The organism is Methylobacterium sp. E-066 (assembly GCF_022829635.1).
Taxonomy (GTDB): Bacteria; Pseudomonadota; Alphaproteobacteria; order Rhizobiales; family Beijerinckiaceae; genus Methylobacterium.
The window spans coordinates 1-17,257 of sequence record NZ_JAKSYO010000046.1 but is presented as its reverse complement, the minus strand read 5'-3'; the positions used below and the strand labels follow the sequence as shown (position 1 = coordinate 17,257).

Here is a 17,257-nt window from a genome sequence, read left to right as displayed (position 1 = left end):
GTGATGCCGTCGGCCTGGAACGGCAGCTCGGTCGCCTGGCCGAGCGCGCCCACCGCCAGGAAGGTCTGCGGATCGCGCACCAGGGTCAGCACGTCGTTGGGCCGCAGGTAGATGTTTTCCTTCGGGTTCGACACCACGGTCGTCAGCGGCACGGTCGCGGTGAGCGGCCCGCGCGACAGGCGCACGAAGGTCTCCGACACCGGCGAGCGGTTGCCGCCGGCGGCCGCGATCACATCGAGGATGCGGTCGCCGTGGCCCGAGAGCGGCAGGCGGGCACCGGCCGCGCCCTCGCCGGTGACGGTCACGGCCTGCGAGATCGGCCGCGTGACCGAGACCAGCACCTGCGGCTGGATGGCCTTGCCGGCGAGCTCGTTCTCGATCAGGCCCTGGACGTCCTGGGGCCGGCGGCCGGCGACCTTGATGCGCCCGGCATAGGGCACCGAGATCGCGCCGTCGCGGCCGACCGGCTGCTCGGGGATGAGGGCGGATTTGGAGCCGGCGGAGAACCGGTCGGCGACCAGCGGTCCGGAGAACAGGCCCCCGGAGCCGGCCTCCCAGACCGAGACCGAGACCATGTCGCCGATGCCGATCACCGGCTCGGTCGAGGGGCGGTGGTCGCCGAAGGAGGCGAGCAGGCTGTCCAGCGGGCGGCCGCGCAGGGCCTCGATCACAGAGGGGGTGACGTCGATGATCTCGTAGCGGGCGAGCGTGCCACCGTCGGCGGTCGCGACTTCCGCGCCCGCCTCGATCGCGCTCGCCGTCGGCCCCGCAGCGGGCAGATAGGTGCAGCCCGACATCGCCGTCATGGCGAGCAGAGCGAGGGGAAGTTTGCGCATCCAGATGTTGCCCATCGGTTTTGCCGAGCCCGTGCCTAGCCCATAGCGGCTAGGGTGTCCGTAGCGGGTGGGCCACACTGCGCCCGCGACGGGCGAGAGAGCGGTTTCATCCTCGCTAAGCACAGCTTTTTCGGGGCAGACACGGGATCATTGTGCGGCGTGCGCAAGGATCGGGCGGCGGACAGCCGGGTTCAGTTGGCCTGGGTCACCGCACTGCTGATCTGATTGTAGATCGGGATCATCCGGGAACCGTAGTATCGGATGCTGCCCGCCACGACGACGAAGATCAGGGCGCCGATCAGGGCGTATTCCATCGCCGTGGAGCCCCGCGTATCGCGGGCGAACCGCGTAGCGCCGAAGGCGGCCTGCCAAGCGCGCTCGCGGGCATGGATGCGGGATCGTCCGAGACATCCCCCAGGCCTGTCGCAGCTCGGCTCAGCCATCCGTGACTCCGATTCCCGCTGCCCCCCGGCCGCTTGGGCGGACGCGCCGCACTGGCACCGTCTAGCGCAGCCTCCATTGCCGCCGGCTTAATGGAGCCGCCGAAACAAGGGGTTTTCGGCGCCGAATTCCAAAACAGCGAAGGGCCGAGACCTGGACAGGTCCCGACCCTCGCGAATGCATCCGTTCAGAACCGGCGTGTCTCGAACTGCGAGCCCCTCAAGAAATCAGGCGTGGCCGGCCTTGTGGCGCAGATCGTCGATCCGCTTGGAGGCTTCGGCCTTGTCGATGTCGGCGTCGAACGCGTCCGGCTGCTTGGCCTCTTCCGACAGGGTCTTAAGATACGAAGCCTGCGCCCCGGTCATCGGCTCGCCGCCCGTGGTCCACTGATCCGGATCCTTGATCTGGTTCGACACGTCCTTCGGATCGGTCTTCGGGTTTTCCTGGGTCGCGTCGTGCTTGTCGGCTGCCTTGGCCATGGGATTCCCGTTCCTGAAATGTTCCGTCTTCGCCAACGAGAACGCGGGGCCCTTCCCAGGGTTCCGGAGGATATCGAGGCGGGGGTCGGTGTTCCCCAGAAACCTTTCCTTCCCGGCCCCCGATCCTATTGATGAAGCGCGCGGCGCGCGGTCGCGCCCCTGAGCACGGTGGTCCGGATGGCCTCGGAGAGTCGGATTCAGAACGAGGCCGAAGCGGCGGCCGGCGCGGCGCAGGTCCTGGTGGTGATGGGGGTCTCGGGCTCGGGCAAGAGCACGATCGGCGCCCTGATCGCGGAACGGCTCGGCTGGATCTTCGTCGATGGCGACAGCTTCCACACCCCCGAGCACGTGGCGAAGATGCATGCCGGCCACGCCCTGGACGACGAGGATCGCGCGCCATGGCTCGCCCGGATCGCGGTCTGGATCCGGCACCGGCTGGAGGCCGGTGAGTCCGGCGTGGTCGTCTGCTCGGCCCTGCGCCGGGCGTACCGGGACGTGCTCACCGGTGGCAGCCGGCGCGTGCGCATCGTCTACCTCGATGGGGACAGGGCCCTGGTCGCCAAGCGCCTCGCCGAGCGCCACGGCCACTTCATGTCGCCCCGCCTGCTCGACAGCCAGTTCGCGACCCTGGAGATCCCCGGCCCCGACGAGCACCCGATCACCGTGGGGATCGACGCGCCGCCGGAGGCCATCGTCGACAGCGTCGTGGCGCAGCTCGCCGAAGACGCCCGCACCCGAGCCGGAAGGACCTGAGCCATGGCGGTGGATTCGCAGAAGGCAGCCGGGATCGCCCTGGTCATCTCCGATGTCGACGGCACGCTCGTGGCCGACGACAAGAGCCTCGCCGCCTCGACCATCGCCGCGGTGAAGCGGCTGCGGGCGGCCGGGATCGGGTTCAGCATCGCGTCGGCGCGGCCGCCGCTCGGCCTCAAGAACCTCGTGGCCGAACTCGGCCTCGACCTGCCGATGGGCGCGTTCAACGGCGCGAGCGTCGTCCGGCCGGACCTCTCGACCATCGAGGCGCAGCTGATCCCGGAAGCCGCCGCCCGGGCGGCCCTGGCGCAGCTCGAAGCCGAGAACCTCGACGTGTGGGTCTTCGCCGAGAGCGCTTGGTGTCTGCGCGACCCGAACGGCCCCTATACCGATCTCGAGCGCCGGACGATCGGCGCAGAGCCGCGCGTGGTCGCAGATCTCGGGACGCTCATGAGCGCGGTCTCGAAGATCGTCGGGGTCAGCCGCGATCACGCCCATCTCGCCGCCTGCGAGGACCGGATTGGGGCGGCGCTCGCCGACCGCGCCACCGTGCACCGCTCGCAGGCCTATTACCTCGACGTGACGCCCCCCGGGCTCGACAAGGGCCGGTTCGTGACCTGGATGAGCCGCCATCTCGGCATCCCGCCCGAGCGGATCGCGACCTTCGGGGATGCCGGCAACGACCGGCCGATGTTCGCCCGCAGCGGTTTTTCCGTAGCGATGGGCAACGCCGAGGCGGCCGTGAAATCCGCCGCCAGCGCCGTCACGGACAGCAACGGTGCCGATGGCTTCGCGCACGGAGTCGAGCGCTTCATCCTGCCGTGACCGCCCTCTGGGCGCAGCGCCCTGTGGATAAGCAGGATGGTTAACCGGACGGTCCGTGCCTGTGGCCGGCGAAGCACAGACGCACCCGACGCCTCCGTCGCCCACAGGCTGACGAATCCGGGCCGCTTTCCGGCCTCATTTCCCCGCGACCTAGCTTGACCAGAACAAGCTGGACCGGGTCTCGGAATGCATCGCTTTCTCCTGGCTGCCGCTCTCGCGGTCGCGCCCGTCGCCGCCTTCGGGCAGGCCCCGCGCGACAACATCGACGCGTTGATCGAGCAGCAGGCCAAGGCGAACGGCGTCCCGGCGAGCTTCGTCCACGCGGTGGTCAAGCGCGAGAGCAACTACAATCCGAACGCGAAGGGCGGCAGCGCCCTCGGGCTGATGCAGATCAAGCACGCGACGGCCCGCAGCCTCGGCTATACCGGCGACGCCGCGGGGCTCCTCGATCCGGCGACCAACCTGCGCTACGGCGTCGCCTACCTGGCGGGGGCCTATCGCACCGCCCAGGGCAACGTCAGCCAAGCCTACCAGTACTACAACCGCGGCTATTACTACGCCGCCAAGCGCCAGGGCATCTCCAGCGAGGTCGCCTCGGTGGTGGCCCCCGTGGCGGCTTCGGCCAGCGCCCTGGCGAGCCTGTTCGGCGGCGGCGTCAGCGATTCCACCGCCGCTTCGGCGGCCCTGGCCTATGCGCCGACCGCCGCCGCGGTGGCGGCGGTGCCGACCGAGACGGTCGAGGTCCCGCTGCCGCCCCGGCGCCCGGTCGCCCTCAACGGCCCGGCCGAATATGCGAGCCTCACGGTCGAGCCGGCCGCCGCAGCCGCGAGCCCGGTCGTGCAGATGGCCTCGGCTGAGGCCGTGGAGGTACCGCTGCCGCCGCGCCGCCCGGCCGGACTCGGCGCCGCAATGGCGGAGGCCGCACCGGCTCAGCTCGCCGAGCTGCGCCTCTCGCCGCAAGCCGAGACGGCCGCGATGACGCAAGCGGCCGCGACGGCCTCGGGCGCCGAGGCGATCGAAGTGCCGCTGCCGCCGCGCCGGCCGTCGATCCAGTTGCTGGCCGCGGCCACGCCGCGCCGCGCCCCCGCCGCCGCCGCCACACCCGTCCGTGAGGCCACGGCCATCCCGGTCGAGTGACGTTGCGCCAGGCTAAACAACCAGCGCTTGTCTCACGTCTGCCCACACGATGATCCTGCTCAAGGCTTGACCACCGGGCCGTTCCGCAACACATAGGCGCCACGCCAGCAACAGGAGTGGATCGACGCGGCACTGGCCCGTCGATCGATCGAAGCCGCCGGGCACAGGCGGTGAAATACAGATTCCAGGGCAGGACACGCCGGGCTTCGTACGAACAGTCGGGCAGCACCCGCTCGATCCGCGGGTGCGAATCAGAATTCATCTTGAAGTGGCAGACATGCAGGGCAAGCACTCTGCTTTCGGGCTGGCAGGAAAGCGGACGACGCCATGACCGGCGTGTTGGAACAGGAATCGCTCTTTCTCACGGATCTCGGGCGGCGCGTCAGACACGCGCGCACCGTGCGCGGCCTGTCGCGCAAGGTGCTGTCCCAGACCTCGGGCCTGTCGGAGCGCTACATCGCGCAGCTCGAGGGCGGGCAGGGCAACGTCTCGATCATCCTGCTGCGGCGGGTCGCCAACGCCATGGGCGTGCGCCTCGACGACCTGATCACCGGCAATGACGGCTTGCCCGACTGGCCGGTTGTCCGCGATCTCCTCGGTCAGGCGACCCCGGCCCAGATCGCCGCTGCCAAGGAAGCTCTGTCCGGCGGCAGCCGGCAGGAATCGAGCGGCCGCCTGCGCGTGGCGCTGATCGGCCTGCGCGGCGCCGGCAAGTCGACCCTGGGCAAGCTCGCGGCGGAGCGCCTGGGCTGGACCTTCGTCGAGCTGAACGCCGAGATCGAGCGCGAGAACGCGCTCTCGGTGCAGGAGATCTTCGCGATCTACGGCCAGGAGGGCTACCGCCGGCTGGAACAGGCGGCGCTCCGCCGGCTGACCGAGCATCCGGGGCCGCTGATCCTGGCGACCAGCGGCGGCATCGTCGCCGAGCCGCTGACTTACGACCTGTTGCTCCAGGCGTTCTACACGATCTGGCTCCGCGCCCGCCCCGAGGAGCATATGAGCCGGGTGCGCGAGCAGGGGCACCTGGCCACCACCGGCGACCATGCCTCGGCGATGCAGGAGCTGCGCGCCGTGCTGGCGAGCCGGGAGCCGCTCTACGCCCGGGCCTCGGCCACGGTCGACACCTCCGACATCCCGCTCCAGACCATGGTCGACCGGCTGACCACGGCGATCGAGGCGCGGTTCGGCGAGGCGGTCGTCGCCGGCTGAGCGGCTTCCGGAACCGGTGACAGGGACGCCGGTGCGGCATCTCCCTCGGGCGCGTGACCCTTGATCGACGTGGTGCGGCGCACCACGCTATGGCATCGTCTCACCCAGGTCCGCCAAGTTTCGGAACGCACGATGCATGAGACCAAGCGCCTTGCGCATGGCTTCGCCTGTAGGACGATGTGCTAGGATCACCCGCGACGGCGGGGTCCTTCACCTCGCTCGTTGCCGTACCAGGGCTTCGCTGCAGCGCCCGGCCGGACCGGGCGACGGGGCCGGATCCGCCGTCGGAACAGCGAGCCCGACATCTCGATCATGAGCCACCGTCCATGAGCGCCAGTCCAGCCCTCAGCCCAGCCTTCAACCGCGATGCGGGCGACCTCGCGGTCTGCGATCCGGTCTGGTCGCGGCTGCGCGCCGAGGCCGAGGACGTGCTGCGTACCGAGCCCCAGCTCGCCTCCTTCATCGTCGCGACGATCCTGAACCACGCTACCCTGGAGGGTGCCGTCGCCCACCGGGTCGCGGCCCGGCTGGGGCACCCGTCGCTGCCGGCCGAACTCGTCGCTCACGCGTTCCACGAGGCGATCGCGGCGGATCCCGCCATCGGTCAGGCGTTCCGGGCCGATATCGGTGCGGTGATCGATCGGGACCCCGCCACCCTGCGGGCGCTGGAGCCGGTCCTGTACTTCAAGGGTTTTCACGCGCTCCAGGCCTATCGCCTCGCCCACCACGTCTGGACCCGGGGGCGGCGCGACCTCGCGCTCTACCTGCAGAGCCGGGTCTCCGAGGTGTTCCAGTGCGACATCCACCCAGCCGCCCGCATCGGCCGGGGCGTGTTCCTCGACCATGCCACCGGCCTCGTGGTCGGCTCGACCGCGGTGATCGAGGACGACGTGTCGATCCTCCACGGGGTGACGCTCGGCGGCACCGGCAAGCAGCGCGGCGACCGCCATCCCAAGATCCGCCGCGGCGTGATGATCGGCGCCGGCGCCAAGATCCTGGGCAATATCGAGGTCGGCGCCTGCGCCCGGGTGGCGGCGGGCTCGGTGGTTTTGCGGCCGGTCCCAGCCAACACCACGGTGGTCGGCGTGCCGGCCCGCGTCGTCGGCACCGCGGGCTGCGACGATCCGGCCCGGGCCATGGACCAGCTGGTCGCCCTCGATCAGTTCATCCATGTCGGCGACGGGATCTGACACCCGACGAGGCTGCGCTTGCCGCTCCGCCGCTTGCGTGGCAAGCCCTCCGCCGATCCGGGCGCCAGCGCCGCACCGTCATCGTCGCCATGGGAGGCCAGACAGCGTGACCAAAGCCGAGACCGCGAAGCTGCAGGACTACCTGCGCCGCAAGTTCGCCAACAACAACATCCGCCTGACCGCGATGAAGACCGGCGATTCCGCCGAGGTGTTCATCGGCGAGGAGTCGATCGGCGTCATCGCCGACGACAAGGAGGACGGCGACGATTCCTTCGTCTTCCGCATGGCGATCCTCGACATCGACCTCGAGGAAGAGGCCTGACGCGCGCATCGCGGGCCGGGTTCCACCGGCCCGCGCCTGTGTACGGGTTAAGGCTAACCCGCGTGATTGCTTAACAATCAGTAAACCGTGTGGCTAAACTGCGCGCAGCCTTTTCAGGAGCGCGAATAATGGTCCTCACGCCTGCGGCCCTCGAATCGATCCGGACCCTGTTCATCGGCCTCGCCCTGTCCGGGCTGATCGCCAGCGCCTTCGAGCTGTTCGCCGCCCGGCGCGCGAGCTTCAGCCTGCTGGAGCGGGGCGGCCTGCCCGCAGTGGCGGCCCTGCCGATGCTGGCCTTCTCGGCCCCGTTCATCATTCTGCGCAACACCCTGCGCGGCCGGAAGATCGAGGGCCGCCCGATGCCGTTCGTGATGCTGGCCACCGTCATCGCCTGCGGCTGGGGCCTGCTCTCGGGCCGGGTCGCCCTCGACCTCGCGGCGATGCTGGTCGGCGCCTGAGGACCCATCAGGGCTCCGCGGTCGCTACCTGCGCTGCCCCGTCCCGGCCCTCCAGGGAGACCCACGCCGTCCCGTCCTGGCCCGCGCGCTTGATGAAGCTGTAGCCGGTGCGCCGCCACGGGCGGATCGCGTCGGTCTTGTTGTCGAGGATGAGATCGCCCTGATCGGTGCGCACCGTCAGCACCGCGTGGCCGGCATTGGTCTCGTCGATCACCACGGTCATCAGCAGGGCCCGCCGGGGCAGGCCGCGCTCGGCCAGCATACGACGCTTCAGCAGCTGGTAATCCTCGCAATCGCCGAACCCGTCATCCGGAAAATCCCAGCGGTCGACCACACCCCAATGCGCCTGGTCGGTGATCGGCCGGATGCGGCTGTTGACCCGGTGATTGACGCTGCGCAGCGTCCGCCACACCGCCACGGTGAGCGGGATCGCGGCCGGCTGCGCGGCGTCGATGGTGCACTCCTCCGGCATGCGCCCGCAGAATTCGGTCCAGCCGGTGATCGCGCCGACGGGGCCGTTGGCTTCGGGGGCGGTCGCCCCCTCCGGCAGGGTCAGACGCGCATGGGCGTGGGTGTTGGCGCCGCCCAGCATCAGGATCGTGCCGACCAGGGCGAGGCTCGCGACTTGGCGGGCTCGGCGTAGCGGCGTCGACCATCCGCGCCAGTGCGGCGCGAGGAGCGCGAGAGCCGGAATCCCACCATCCGCGTGCCGCATGGATCACGCCCCACCGACCGATGATGACGGGAAGGTGACACGCGCGCGTGCAACGCACAATGGCTAAAGGTGGCGGGGTGAACGCCCGAAGCCGGGGATTGGTTCCACGCCAAGAAGGTGTTGCATCCGCGTCGCTGCAATCCACAGCATGCGCTGGCGGAATGGCCGCCCTGCTCCTCTCCGGAAAGTCTTGATTCCACCGAGCTTTGCCGGCTTGAGACAGGGGAGCTCCGCGCTGAGATTCGCGGGTGGATCAGAAGCTTCGCAAGAACCCGGCCATCCCAACGCGGGATCGCCGTCAGGCCAGAGAAGGATTTCACGATGCAGCCCGCCATCCAGCAGGTGATCAGAGCGCTCGCCGAGGATGGCAGGGCCGGTGCCATCGGCATCGCCGAGCATGCCGTGGAAGCCTACCTCGCCGGCTCGCCCACCGAGGGCGACCGCGCCCTGTCGCGCGACATCCTGGTCCGCGACCTGGCCAGCCTCCGGGGCATCGCCCCGCATCTGGCCGGCTTCATCGGCCGGGTCGAGACCTTCGTGGCGACCCTCGCGCAGCCCTCGCTGAGCCGCGCCGCCTGACGAAGACTTCTCGGGACGCTGTCCCGAACCCTGCCAAAGGGCCTGAGGCCCTGCCCTTTCAAGGTATTGGGCTGAGAGTCAGGACATGGCGTCGGGCCGGTCTGCCCGGCCCTTTTCCCGGGCGCATGCAGCGTCAGCGGAATGCGACCCGGGACCCAGCACATGACGGCGCGAAGCGTCCGTCTGATCAGCCTGTGCCGCTGGCGCGGCGCTTCGTGTGCTGGGTCCCGGATCAGGTTCCGCTTCGCTTCACCTGTCCGGGAAAGGGGCGCGCGTGATCTGCTCGGGAGCCCCGATCCTACGACGCGCACGGGGCCAGACACCTTGAAATGGCTGGGCCTGACGCCCTTTGGAAACCCCTGACTTGCTGGCTGGCCGAAAGCTCGATCAGCGGTTCGCCGTGGTGACCGGAGAGGTGACGCCGCCGAGCGACACCCAGGCCGTCGCGTCCTGGCTCTCGCGCTTGATGAACACGTAGCCGGTCTTGTGCCAGGCCTCGATCACGCTGGTCTTGTTGTCGAGGATCAGGTCGCCGCGGTCGGTGATCAGGGTCAGGACCGCGTGGCCCTCGCCCTTCTCGTCGATCACCACGGTCATCCGCATCGCCCGCCGGGGCAGGCCGGCCTCGGCCAGCAGGTGGCGCTTGAGCAGCTGGAAATCCTCGCAATCGCCGATGCCGTCCTCGGCGAGGTCCCAGCGGTCGGCGACGTGGAGGTGCTCCATGTCGGTCTGCGGCTCGACCGACTTGTTCACCCGGCGGTTGATCGAGACGATCGTCGCCCAGGTCGTCGGGTTGAGGCTGATGCGGGCCGGCTCGCTCCGGTCGACGGTGCATTCCGCCGCGTAGGACTGGCAGAACGTCACCCACGCCGCGATCGGGCGGGCGTCGCCGAGCACCTTGGCGCCGGTTTCCGAAGGCAGGCTCGCCAGGGTCTGGGCCTCGGCGGTGACCGCGAGGCCGAACAGCACCAGCGCGCCGGCGAGCGTCACTCGAACCGTCTTGAGAAGCCCCGCACCCATCGAACCCGTCCTCGCTGCTGAGGACAGGATTGCGCCGCAGAGCCTCCGCGGCGCTGAAGCGGATCGGCGCAATTTTATCGATTCGCCCGCGGCGGCAGGCTCTAGCGCGACAACGTCGACGGGGGACTTGAGAACCCCGGCGAATGCGCGGCTTCCGGTTCGGAAACCGGAAACCTTGAGCGTTCCTTCAGGGCCCCAGCAGCTTCACGAAGGCGGCACCGGCCCCGAAGAATGCGGCGCCGGCCGCCATCCCGGCGAGACCGATCTGCCAGGGGGCAAGCGCGCGGTCGCGCTCCAGCTTCGCCGCCTCAGCCATCAGCTTCTTCTGCTCGGCCACGAATTTCTGCGACTCTTCGATCGCGCGCAGCACCCGCGTGACCTGCTCGGCGAAATCGAGCGAGTCGGGAGCGGACGTGTCGGCCATCGACCCTGATTCCTCAGCGTTCCGGTGACGATAACCTGAGGGCTCCTCGGCGCGACGGCAAGGGGCTCACACGCGCCCGGGACGATCGTCGATCCGGTTGCGGAAGCCGGATCGACGGCCTCCCTCACCCCGCCGTCTGGTCGAGCTTGCGCTCCGTCTCGCCCTTCAGCTCCGGGAAATCCGCCTGCGTGTAGGCCCGGCCCCGGTGCGGGTCCTCGGTCACGCCGTCATGCTCCAGGCGGCGCAGCTGCACCCGGCGGATCTTGCCCGAGATGGTCTTGGGCAGCTCGGTGACGAATTCGAGCCCGCGCAGGCGCTTGAACGTCGCCAGCCGGGCGTTGGTGAAGCGGAAGATGTCCAGCGCCGTCTCCGGGCCGGCCGAAGCCCCCGCCACCAGCGAGACATAGGCCTTCGGGATCGTGTGGCGCATCGGATCGGGGATCGGCACCACCGCGGCTTCCGCCACCGCCGGATGCTCGATCAGCACGCTCTCCAGCTCGAACGGGCTGATCCGGTAGCCCGACGACTTGAACACGTCGTCGGCGCGGCCGACGAAGGTGTAGCAGCCCTGGTCGTCCACGAAGGCGACGTCGCCGGTGTGGTAGAGCGCGCCGTCCGCGCCAGACAGGTTGCCGATGCCGTCGTCGTAGCCCTGCATCAGGCCGGCGGGGCGGTGGACGCCGAGTTCGAGGCAGACCTCGCCCTCGGAGGCCGGCTCGCCGTCGGCGTCGAGCACGCGCACCCGGTAGCCCGGCAGCGGACGGCCGAGGGCGCCGGGCACCACCGGCTGGCCGGGGGTGTTGGCCATCAGGGCCGTGGTCTCGGTCTGGCCGTAGCCATCGCGGATCGTGACGCCCCAGGCGTCCTTCACCCGCTCGATCACCTCGGGATTCAGCGGCTCGCCGGCGGCGCAGATCTCGCGCAGGGCCAGCGATCGGCTGGTCAGGTCCTCCTGGATGATCATCCGCCAGACGGTGGGCGGCGCGCAGAGCGTGGTGGCGCGGGTGCGCTCCAATTGCGTGAGCAGCGCGGCTGCGTTGAACGGCGCCTGGTTGATCACCAGGATGGTCGCACCGGCATTCCAGGGGGCGAAGAACGACGACCAGGCGTGCTTGGCCCAGCCGGGCGAGGAGACGTTGCAATGCACGTCCCCGGGCTGGAGCCCGAGCCAGTACATGGTCGAGAGTGCCCCCACCGGATAGGAGCGGTGGCTGTGGCGCACCAGCTTCGGCTTCGCGGTGGTGCCGGAGGTGAAGTAGAGCAGCAGCGGATCTTCGGCCGCGGTGGGTCCGTCAGGTGTGAAGGTCTCGGGCGCGCCGGACGCGTCCTCGTAGGCGCTCCAGCCGTCGGTCGCCGCGCCGGTGACGATGCGGATCGCGCCGCCGGTCTCAAGGCCGGAGAAGCGCCCGAGCTGCTCGGGCCCGGCCACGATCGCCCGGGGCCGGCCGCGGCCCAGGCGGTCGGCGAGTTCGTCCGCCGTAAGCAGGGTGGTGGCGGGGATGACCACGGCCCCGAGCTTCATCGCCGCCAGCATGGTCTCCCACAGGGCCGGGACGTTGCCGAGCAGCAGGAGCAGGTGGTCGCCGCGCTTCAGCCCGAGCCCGCGCAGGTGGTTGGCGACCTGGTTGGACCGGCGCGCCATCTGCCCGAAGGTCAGGCTCTGCTCGGCGCCGCTGGCGGCCTCGACGATGTGGAGCGCAGTGCGGTCGCGGCTCTCGGGACCGGCGAGCTCGGCGTCGAACCAGTCGAGCGCCCAGTTGAACGGCACCGGGTCCGGCCAGGCGAAGGCCGAAACCGCCGCCGCATAGTCGGTGCGATGGGCCAGCAGCAGATCGCGGGCCTCCCGGAAGCTAGGCATGGTCGTTCCCCCCGTCGTTCTTGTTCGGCCGGCAGATCCGGCCCCTCCCGCCCTCAGGCGGGAATCAGGTCCTCACCGGCCTCGCCGCGCGCGAGGCGCTGCACCATGCCGGCGTGGAAATGGCGGATCTCGTCGGCGATCGCCTCCACCGCGCGGCTGTTGCGGGGGAAATCGTCGGCGTTGAGCCCGATCAGGCCGGTGGTGTAGCCGGTCTCGTTGTTGTCGAATGGGTCGGCATAGAGCCAGGTCCACCAGTCCCGGGCCGGGACAAGGCTCGCGCCGGGCTTGACCCGCAGCGCCGCCAGGAACCGGAAATGCCGGATCAGCTCCTTGCGCCAGACCGCCCGTGTCTCCGCGGCCGCGTCGAAGGCCAGCAGCTTCACGAGATGCTCGTTGATGGTCTCCTCCCGCCCGCGCGCCTTCTGGGCGACGATCGCGCGCGGGAAGGCCATCTCGAAGCGAGCTTCGCTATCGCGGTCCAGGACGTCCATCGCCCATGCCCCCGCTCAGGTGTTCTCGAACCGGGCCGGCCGCTTCTCCACGAAGGCGGCCATGCCTTCCTTCTGGTCCTTGGTGGCGAACATCGCGTGGAAGACCCGGCGCTCGAAGCGCACGCCCTCGGTGAGGGTGGTCTCGTAGGAGCGGTTGACCGCCTCCTTGGTCATCATCGCGATCGGCAGCGACATGGACGCGATGGTCTCGGCGGCCTTGAGCGCCTCGTCGAGGAGCTGGTCCGCCGGGATCACCCGCGAGACCAGGCCGGCGCGCTCGGCCTCGGCGGAATCCATCATCCGGCCGGTCAGGCACATCTCCATGGCCTTCGACTTGCCGACGAAGCGGGTGAGCCGCTGGCTGCCGCCGATCCCCGGCATGACGCCGAGCTTGATCTCGGGCTGGCCGAACTGCGCCGTGTCGGCGGCCAGGATGAAGTCGCACATCATGGCGAGCTCGCAGCCGCCGCCGAGCGCGTAGCCCGCCACCGCGGCGATGATCGGCGTGCGCACGGCCGTGAACCGCTCCCATTCGGCGAAGCGGTCTTGCGCATACATCTCCGCGTAGGTCGCGTGCTGCATCTCCTTGATGTCGGCCCCGGCCGCGAAGGCCTTGGCCGAGCCGGTGATGACGATGCAGCCGATGCCAGGATCCGCATCCGCCTCGGTCGCCGCCCGGATCACCTCGCCGGTGAGCTGCGCGTTGATGGCGTTGAGCGCCTTCGGGCGGTTCAGGGTGATCAGCAGGACGCGCCCGCGCGTCTCCGTCAGGATCGTCTCGTAGGCGTCCATCACGACTCACTCCCTGGGCCGCGAAGCATACGGATGATCGCGGAAAAGTCCTCTCCCCCGTGGCCGAGGCCCTCGAACAGCCCGTAGATCTGCGCCGCCTCGGCGCCGAGCGGCGTCGCCGCCCCCGAGGCGAGGGCCGCCGCCTGCGCCAGCCGGAGATCCTTCAGCATCAGCGCGGCGGCGAAGCCGGGCTTGTAGTCGGCATTGGCCGGGGAGGTCGGCACCGGGCCCGGCACCGGGCAGTAGGTGGTCAGCGACCAGCACTGGCCCGAGGAGACCGAGGCGACATCGTAGAGCGCCTGGTGCGACAGCCCGAGTTTTTCGCCAAGCGCGAAGGCCTCGCTGACGCCGATCATCGAGATTCCGAGGATCATGTTGTTGCAGATCTTGGCCGCCTGCCCGGCGCCGGCCGCGCCGCAATGGAACACGTTCTTGCCCATGGCCTTCAGCAGGGGCTCGGCCTTCGCGAAGGCGGCCTCGGCTCCGCCGGCCATGAAGGTCAGCGTCCCGGCCTTGGCGCCGCCGGTCCCGCCGGAGACCGGCGCATCCACCGACAGGCAGCCCCGCGCCTCGGCGAGTCCGTGGGCCTTGCGCGAACTCTCGACATCCACGGTCGAGGAATCGATCAGCAGGGTGCCGGCGGGCAGCGCGTCGGCGAGCTGCGTCCAGACCTCGACCACATGCCGCCCGGCGGGCAGCATGGTGACCACCACCTCCGCCCCCTCGGCCGCCTCCAGGACCGAGCCCGCCACCACGATGCCCGCGGCTTGGGCCGTTTCCAGGGAGGCCGGTGCCAGGTCGAACCCGCGCACGGTGTGCCCCGCCTTCACGAGGTTGGCCGCCATGGGCCCGCCCATGTTGCCGAGACCGATGAACCCGATGGTCTGTGCCATCATACCCCTCCCGTTCGCTTGTTCGTGCCCCTCCCAACCATCCCCTCATCCTGAGGTGCGGCGAAGCCGCCTCGAAGGAGGGCTCCAGGGATCGCGCGGCGACCTGGAGGGCTCCTTCGAGGCCGAGCGATCCTATGGATCGCCGGGCACCTCAGGATGAGGTGGGTGGTGGGAGAGGCGGCCTCACATCACACCGGCCCCGTGCGGCCTTGAGAAAACACCGGCTCCGCCCGTGGCTCGAGCCAGCGGGCGATCCGGGCCGGGTCGACCGCGTCGAGGCTCGGCGGGTTCCAGCGCGGGCTCTTGTCCTTGTCGATCACCGCCGCCCGGATGCCCTCGCGGAAATCGCCCTCCTCCAGCAGCGCCAGCGAGGCGTGAAACTCGCGCTCCAGGCAGGCTTCGAGGTTGGGCGAGCGGCGGCCGAGGCGCAGCAGGCAGAGGGTCAGGACCAGGCTCGACGGGGACTTGGTCAGCAGGGTCTTCCGGGTCGCCGCCGCGAAGTCGGACCCGTCCGCCTCCAGGGCGGACAGGATCTCGTCGACCATGTCGAAGGCGAAGCAGCGGTCGATGACCTCGCGATGCTGCGCCAGGGGCGGCTCGCCCGGATCGCGCGCCAGGCGGCCGATCGCGTCCCGCACGCCCGCATCGCCGGCATCGGGGGGCAGCGCCGAGAGCGCGTCGATCAGGTCGGGCAGCGCCTGCACGGGCACCAGCAGGTCGGCAAGTCCGCAAAAAATCGCGTCGGCGGCGCCGACCGGCTCGCCGGTCAGGCCGAGATAGGTGCCGATCTGGCCGGGCGCCCGCGGCAGCAGCCAGGTGCCGCCGACATCCGGCAGGTAGCCGATGCCGGTCTCCGGCATGGCGACGCGGGAGCGCTCGGTGACGACCCGGTGGGCGGCATGCCCCGCGAGGCCGACGCCGCCGCCCATGGTGATGCCGTCCATCACCGCCACGAACGGTTTCTCGTAAGTCGCGATCCGCGAATCCAGCCGGTACTCGTCCCGCCAGAATTCTTCCGCGAAGGCGGTGCCCGAGCTGTCGTACAGGCCGCGCAGGTCGCCGCCGGCGCACAGGCCGCGCTCGCCCTCGCCGGTGAGCAGGACCGCGGCGAGGCCGGGATCGGCCGAGAACTGGTTCAGGGCCGCGTCGATCGCCAGGACCATCCCGTGGGTCAGGGCGTTCAAGGCCTTGGGCCGGTCGAGGCGCAGGCGCCCCAGCGCGCCGACGCGCTCGACGATCACATCGCTCATCAGCGTCCCCCGGTCAGCGCGCGGGCGATGATCACCCGCATGATCTCGTTGGTGCCCTCAAGGATCTGGTGCACGCGCAGGTCGCGGACGATCTTCTCGATCCCGTACTCGGCGAGATAGCCGTAGCCGCCATGGAGTTGCAGGGCCTGGTTGGCGACCTCGAAGGCGGCGTCGGTGACGTGGCGCTTGGCCATGGCGCAGAGCGTCGTGGCAGCTGGATCCTTGGCGTCCAAGGCCGCGGCGGCATGGCGCAGGAAGGTGCGCGAGACCTCCAGGGCGGTCGCCATGTCGGCGAGCCGGAACTGCAACGCCTGGAAGTCGCTGAGCCGGGCCCCGAAGGCGCGCCGGTCGCCCATATAGGCCAGCGTCTTGTCGAGGGCCGACTGGGCGCCCCCCAGGGCGCAGGCGGCGATGTTGAGCCGGCCGCCGTCGAGGCCGCTCATGGCGATGCGGAAGCCCTGGCCCTCGGCGCCCAGGCGGTTCACCACCGGGACCCGGCAGCCGTCGAACCGCACGGCCCGGGTCGGCTGCGCGTTCCAGCCCATCTTGCGCTCTTCCGCGCCGAAGGAGAGGCCGGGCGTCCCCTTCTCGACCACGATTGCTGAGATGCCCTTCGGCCCCGCCTCACCGGTGCGGACCATGCAGACGTAGAGGTCGCTGACGCCGGCGCCGGAGATGAACTGCTTCTCGCCGGTGAGCACGTAATGGTCGCCGTCCCGCTCGGCGCGGGTGCGCAGCGCCGCCGCGTCGGAGCCCGAGCCCGGCTCGGTCAGGCAGTAGCTGGCGATGGTCTCCATGCTCATCAGGGCCGGGATCCAGCGCTGGCGCTGGTCCGCGTCCCCGTAGGCGTCGATCATCCAGGCGCACATGTTGTGGATCGACAGGAACGCCGCCACGGTCGGGCAGCCGGTGCTCAGAGCCTCGAAGATCAGGGCGGCATCGAGCCGCGACAGGCCCGAGCCGCCGACATCCTCGCGCACGTAGATGCCGGCCATGCCGAGCGCCGCGGCCGCCCGCAGGGTCTCGACCGGAAACGTCTTGTCCCGGTCCCAGTCGAGGGCGTGCGGCGCGATATGCTCGGCCGCGAAGCCAAGCGCCATCTCGCGGATCGCGGTCCGGTCCTCATCGAGCCCGAAACTCATGGGCATCACTCCAATAGGTCAGAACGGACGCTTCCCTCCCCCCTCTGCGGGGGAGGGTGTCCCCTGCGTCAGCAGGCGTCGGGCTGCGGGAGCCCGGTTTCCTGATCAAGCAGGGCCGGCCGGAGGGCGAGTGCCGTATCCTACACCGTCGCTCCCCTCTGCCGACCCCCTCCGGGTACCACGCTCCCCCGCAGAGGGGGGACGCACACGCGCGCTCGTCTCGCCGTCCGCCTGAGTCAGCACCGATCTGTGAACATCGTAGCCCGGCCGGGACCGGGGCGCCGCGCTGCATCGTGAGCGGGGTGATCGACACAACCGTCTCGATAAGGCGGGCTCCATCCGACCGGCCGCTCCCATCCAGCCTCCTGCCCCTCGCCCAAGCCGTCGTCGCGGTACAAAAGAAAACCCCGCCCGGCTCGCGCCGGACGGGGTCTCGAAATCGT

Annotated in this window: 19 protein-coding genes and 1 pseudogene; 8 read left to right on the top strand and 12 right to left on the bottom strand. The window is 70.2% G+C overall.

Annotated features, from left to right (window positions below; translation table 11 throughout):
• The 3 genes from MKL20_RS05490 to MKL20_RS05480 all read right to left on the bottom strand — a co-directional run.
• Positions 1-836 (bottom strand): polysaccharide biosynthesis/export family protein (locus MKL20_RS05490; protein WP_244035844.1); only part of this gene is annotated, 836 nt, incomplete at its 3' end.
• 191 nt (positions 837-1,027) lie between these two features.
• Positions 1,028-1,279: a Flp family type IVb pilin gene (locus MKL20_RS05485; RefSeq protein WP_244035843.1), complete on the bottom strand. Its 252-nt coding sequence runs from the start codon at positions 1,277-1,279 to the stop codon at positions 1,028-1,030.
• A 225-nt stretch (positions 1,280-1,504) separates the two neighbouring features.
• Positions 1,505-1,756: a DUF3072 domain-containing protein gene (locus MKL20_RS05480; RefSeq protein WP_243965794.1), complete on the bottom strand. Its 252-nt coding sequence runs from the start codon at positions 1,754-1,756 to the stop codon at positions 1,505-1,507.
• 177 nt (positions 1,757-1,933) lie between these two features.
• Here MKL20_RS05480 and MKL20_RS05475 point away from each other — a divergent pair, with 177 nt between their 5' ends.
• The 7 genes and pseudogenes from MKL20_RS05475 to MKL20_RS05445 all read left to right on the top strand — a co-directional run bounded on the left by MKL20_RS05475 (position 1,934) and on the right by MKL20_RS05445 (position 7,650).
• Entirely contained in the window at positions 1,934-2,509 is a 576-nt protein-coding gene (locus MKL20_RS05475) for a gluconokinase (protein WP_244035842.1), read from the top strand.
• A 3-nt stretch (positions 2,510-2,512) separates the two neighbouring features.
• A complete protein-coding gene (locus MKL20_RS05470; protein WP_244035841.1) occupies positions 2,513-3,334 on the top strand; it encodes a Cof-type HAD-IIB family hydrolase in 822 nt (273 codons plus the stop codon).
• 186 nt (positions 3,335-3,520) lie between these two features.
• Complete coding sequence (locus MKL20_RS05465) at positions 3,521-4,471, top strand: lytic transglycosylase domain-containing protein (RefSeq protein WP_244035840.1); 951 nt, start codon at positions 3,521-3,523, stop codon at positions 4,469-4,471.
• 312 nt (positions 4,472-4,783) lie between these two features.
• A pseudogene (locus MKL20_RS05460) lies at positions 4,784-5,680 on the top strand (helix-turn-helix transcriptional regulator); the annotation flags it as partial.
• 326 nt (positions 5,681-6,006) lie between these two features.
• Positions 6,007-6,870, top strand: coding sequence for a serine O-acetyltransferase (cysE, locus tag MKL20_RS05455; RefSeq protein WP_243965801.1), 864 nt, complete (start codon positions 6,007-6,009; stop codon positions 6,868-6,870).
• Between the two features lie 106 nt (positions 6,871-6,976).
• The gene (locus MKL20_RS05450) at positions 6,977-7,192 is read left to right on the top strand and encodes a DUF3126 family protein (protein WP_007565940.1); all 216 of its coding nucleotides are present in this window, start codon (positions 6,977-6,979) and stop codon (positions 7,190-7,192) included.
• Positions 7,193-7,320: 128 nt separating this feature from the next.
• Positions 7,321-7,650 carry a DUF6949 family protein gene (locus MKL20_RS05445; protein ID WP_243965802.1) on the top strand — a complete coding sequence of 110 codons (330 nt, stop codon included), beginning with the start codon at positions 7,321-7,323 and terminating at the stop codon, positions 7,648-7,650.
• A gap of 7 nt (positions 7,651-7,657) precedes the next feature.
• Here MKL20_RS05445 and MKL20_RS05440 read toward each other — a convergent pair whose 3' ends face one another.
• Positions 7,658-8,365 carry a transglutaminase-like cysteine peptidase gene (locus MKL20_RS05440; RefSeq protein WP_244035839.1) on the bottom strand — a complete coding sequence of 236 codons (708 nt, stop codon included), beginning with the start codon at positions 8,363-8,365 and terminating at the stop codon, positions 7,658-7,660.
• A 321-nt stretch (positions 8,366-8,686) separates the two neighbouring features.
• Here MKL20_RS05440 and MKL20_RS05435 point away from each other — a divergent pair, with 321 nt between their 5' ends.
• A complete protein-coding gene (locus tag MKL20_RS05435; protein WP_147940655.1) occupies positions 8,687-8,944 on the top strand; it encodes a hypothetical protein in 258 nt (85 codons plus the stop codon).
• Positions 8,945-9,331: 387 nt separating this feature from the next.
• On the opposite strand, the gene MKL20_RS05430 is transcribed toward MKL20_RS05435, so the two are convergent.
• The 8 genes from MKL20_RS05430 to MKL20_RS05395 form a co-directional block, all read right to left on the bottom strand.
• Positions 9,332-9,964, bottom strand: coding sequence for a transglutaminase-like cysteine peptidase (locus MKL20_RS05430; RefSeq protein WP_244035838.1), 633 nt, complete (start codon positions 9,962-9,964; stop codon positions 9,332-9,334).
• A gap of 187 nt (positions 9,965-10,151) precedes the next feature.
• Entirely contained in the window at positions 10,152-10,388 is a 237-nt protein-coding gene (locus MKL20_RS05425) for a hypothetical protein (protein WP_243965807.1), read from the bottom strand.
• A gap of 124 nt (positions 10,389-10,512) precedes the next feature.
• Positions 10,513-12,246, bottom strand: a complete 1,734-nt coding sequence (locus tag MKL20_RS05420) for an AMP-binding protein (RefSeq protein WP_244035837.1) — start codon at positions 12,244-12,246, stop codon at positions 10,513-10,515.
• Between the two features lie 53 nt (positions 12,247-12,299).
• Positions 12,300-12,737 carry a hypothetical protein gene (locus tag MKL20_RS05415; RefSeq protein ID WP_244035836.1) on the bottom strand — a complete coding sequence of 146 codons (438 nt, stop codon included), beginning with the start codon at positions 12,735-12,737 and terminating at the stop codon, positions 12,300-12,302.
• Positions 12,738-12,752: 15 nt separating this feature from the next.
• Complete coding sequence (locus MKL20_RS05410) at positions 12,753-13,529, bottom strand: enoyl-CoA hydratase (RefSeq protein WP_244035835.1); 777 nt, start codon at positions 13,527-13,529, stop codon at positions 12,753-12,755.
• Entirely contained in the window at positions 13,529-14,422 is an 894-nt protein-coding gene (mmsB, locus tag MKL20_RS05405; protein WP_244035834.1) for a 3-hydroxyisobutyrate dehydrogenase, read from the bottom strand. The genes MKL20_RS05410 and mmsB overlap by 1 nt, the downstream gene beginning before the upstream one ends.
• 188 nt (positions 14,423-14,610) lie before the next feature.
• Positions 14,611-15,672, bottom strand: coding sequence for an enoyl-CoA hydratase/isomerase family protein (locus MKL20_RS05400; protein ID WP_244035833.1), 1,062 nt, complete (start codon positions 15,670-15,672; stop codon positions 14,611-14,613).
• Complete coding sequence (locus MKL20_RS05395; protein ID WP_244035832.1) at positions 15,672-16,814, bottom strand: isobutyryl-CoA dehydrogenase; 1,143 nt, start codon at positions 16,812-16,814, stop codon at positions 15,672-15,674. The genes MKL20_RS05400 and MKL20_RS05395 overlap by 1 nt, the downstream gene beginning before the upstream one ends.
• Positions 16,815-17,257 lie beyond the last annotated feature (443 nt).